General features: G+C 74.5%; 3 protein-coding genes. All 3 read right to left on the bottom strand.

The features are described from left to right. Positions 1-1,105: undecaprenyldiphospho-muramoylpentapeptide beta-N-acetylglucosaminyltransferase (gene murG, locus ND748_RS29065; protein ID WP_251749383.1), on the bottom strand; the 1,105-nt coding region annotated here is incomplete at its 3' end. Between the two features lie 3 nt (positions 1,106-1,108). Beyond that, positions 1,109-2,539 carry a putative lipid II flippase FtsW gene (gene ftsW, locus ND748_RS29060; protein ID WP_251749382.1) on the bottom strand — a complete coding sequence of 477 codons (1,431 nt, stop codon included), beginning with the start codon at positions 2,537-2,539 and terminating at the stop codon, positions 1,109-1,111. A 2-nt stretch (positions 2,540-2,541) separates the two neighbouring features. Then, positions 2,542-3,036 (bottom strand): glutamate ligase domain-containing protein (locus ND748_RS29055; RefSeq protein ID WP_374216066.1); only part of this gene is annotated, 495 nt, incomplete at its 5' end.

Raw genomic sequence — 3,036 nt, 5'->3', positions numbered from 1 at the left:
ACCGGCGCCGGGTCGCCGCCGCGTCCCGGACCATGGCCACGATCGCCGCGGCGGCCAGCGGGTAACCGCTGCCCGCGCACGCCGCCGACATCTTCGCCAGCCGCTCCGCCGAGGTGAGCACCGGCAACACGTTGGCCAGCAACCAGTCCGCGTCGAGTGCGGCGTCCTCGACGAGCAGCCCGCCGCCGGCCTCCACCGTCGGCAGGGCGTTGCGGCGCTGCTCGCCGTTGCCGTGCGGGAGCGGCACGTAGGCCGCCGGCAGGCCCACCGCGGCGAGCTCGGCGCAGGTCATCGCGCCGGAGCGGCACAGCGTCATGTCGGCGGCGGCGTACGCGGACATGATGTCGTCCAGGTAGGGCCGAAGCTCGTAGGGGGCTGGCAGGCCGTGGGGCAGCACCGCCGCGACCTCCTCGAAGTTCTTCGGCCCGGCCGCGTGGAGCACCTGGACGCCCGCGGCAGCCAGCGGGCGCGCCGCCGCGGTCATGACCTGGTTGAGGCTGCGGGCCCCCTGGGAGCCGCCGAAGACGAGCAGGGTCGGGCGGTGCGGGTCAAGCCCGTAGCGGGCCCGCGCGGCGCGGGCGGCGGCCGGCGAGCGGTCGAGGGTGAGGATCTCCGCGCGCAGCGGGATGCCGGTGAGGGTCGCGCCGCGCAGCGGGGTGCTCGGGTACGAGGTGGCGACGAACGGGGTGAACCGGGCGCCGAGCCGGTTGGCCATCCCGGGCAGCGGGTTCGCCTCGTGGACCACGATCGGGATGCCGCGGCGCCGGGCGGCGAGATAGGCCGGCACCGAGACGTATCCGCCGAAGCCGACGACGACGTCCGCCCGGACCCGGTCCAGCGTCGCGCCCGCCTGGCGCACCGCGTCGAGCAGGCGGACGGGCAGCTTCAGCAGCGCGGGCGTGGGCCGGCGCGGCATCGGTACCTTCGGCACCGTCGCCAGCTCGTAGCCCCGGGCCGGCACCAGGCGCGACTCCAGACCGGTGGCCGTGCCCAGCAGGGTCAGTTGTGCCCGCGGCTCGGCGGCACGCAGGGCGTCCGCCACGGCGAGCGCGGGTTCGACATGGCCGGCTGTCCCGCCGCCGGCGAGCACTACGCTTCGCAACATCGGTCAAGACGATGACACATCAGGCCGGCCAGCGGACAGCCCGGTACCGGTCGTCCGCCTACCGGCACCGGGTGCTATGCCCGGGTCGTCGACGGGCACGAGCTCCAGCTCGGGTCGGCGCGAGCGGCGGCCGGGCAGGCGCGGCCGCCGGCGCACACCGGCGCGCTCGGCCCGGGCCACGCGGCGCTCCTCGGCCCGTCGGGCCAGGTACTTCGCCGCCGCCGGCTCCGAGCGGGCGAAGGACAGCAGCATCCCCAGGGCGGCGAGGGTGGGCAGCAGCGCGGACCCGCCGAAGGACACCAGCGGCAGGGTGACGCCGGTGATCGGTAGCAGGCCGACGACCGCCCCCATGTTCACCACGGCCTGGACGATGATCCAGGCGGTGACCCCGGCGGCGGCCAGCCGGACGAACAGGTCGTCGGAGCGGTGGGCGATGCGCAGGCCCGCGTAGCCGAGCACGCCGAACAGCCCGACCACCACGAGGCTGCCGACCAGCCCCAGCTCCTCGCCGATGATCGCGAGGATGAAGTCGGTGTGGACCGCGGGCAGCAGCTCCGGCCACTTCGCCCGGGACGCGCCGAGCCCGTCCCCCCACCAGCCGCCCGTGGACAGCGCGTAGATGCCCTGGACGGCCTGGAAGCCGTCACCGTTGGCGTCGGCGAAGGGGTCGGTGAACGACAGCAGCCGCCGGATCCGGTAGGGCTCGACGACGGCCAGCACCGTCGCCGCGACGATCATCGAACCCATCACGGCGCCGTAGAAGCGCTTCGGGGTGCCGATCACCCACAGGATGGTCAGCGGGACGACCGTCACGCAGATCGCGCCGCCGAGGTCCGGTTCGAGCAGCATCAGCAGGTCGATGAACAGGAACATCGGCACCAGCGGGACGAACAGGTGTTTCGGGTCGGACAGCCGCCGTCGCTTGCGCACCAGCAGGTCCGAGCACCACAGCACCAGCGCGATCTTCGCCAGCTCGCTGGGCTGGATCGTGATCGGGCCGACGACGATCCACTGCCGGGCGCCCCCACGCACGCTGCCGATGCCGGGGACGAGCACGGCCATCAGCAGCAGCACGGTGCCGGCCAGCAACGGGTAGGCCAGGGCGCGGAAGGCCCGCACCGGCAACCGGCTGGCCGCGACCACGATCGGCAGGCCGATGCCCACCCAGATCGCCTGCCGGATGAACAGCGTGTACGCCGAGCCGAACAGGGCGTAGGAGCGCACACTCGACGCCGAGAGCACCATCACCAGGCCGAGCAACAGCAGCAGGCCGGCCGAGGACAGCAGCAGGTAGTAGGAGGCCAACGGCCGGTCGAGCAGCGGCACCCGCAGCTCGGCGGTCTCGCGGTCCACCGGACCGTCGTCGTCGGATCGGGCGGCGATCGGCCGCACCGACAGCCTGGTGGAGGGCGACACCGGCCTCGAACCAGCCACGGCTACCCCTCTCGTGCGCGCACCGCCTCGGCGAACAGGTCTCCGCGGGCCGCGTAGTCGCGGAACATGTCCATCGAGGCCGCGGCCGGCGCGAGCAGCACCGTGTCACCGGCGCGCGCGAGCGCCGCCGCGGCCTTCACCGCATCGTCCATGCCGGCGGCCCGTTCGACGGGGACATCGGGGGCGTGTCGGGCGAGCGCGACGGCTATCTCATCGGCGCAGCGGCCGATGAGCACCGCGGCGCGCAGCACGCCACGGGCCTCGCGGACGAGGTCATCGAACTCGAGGCCCTTGTTCAGGCCGCCGCCGATCCACACGACCGAGGGGTAGCCCGCAAGCGAGGCGGCGGCGGCGTGCGGGTTGGTCGCCTTGCTGTCGTTCACCCAGCGGACGCCGTCGATCACGGCGACCTCGGCGTTGCGGTGGGCGCCGGCGCGGAACCCGGCGAGCGCGGTGCCGATCGCCGCCGGGTCGACGCCCTCGGCGCGGGCGAGCGC

The organism is Frankia sp. AiPs1, from assembly GCF_023716945.1.
Lineage (GTDB): Bacteria > Actinomycetota > Actinomycetes > Frankiales > Frankiaceae > Frankia.
This window is presented reverse-complemented; position numbering and strand designations above follow the sequence as displayed.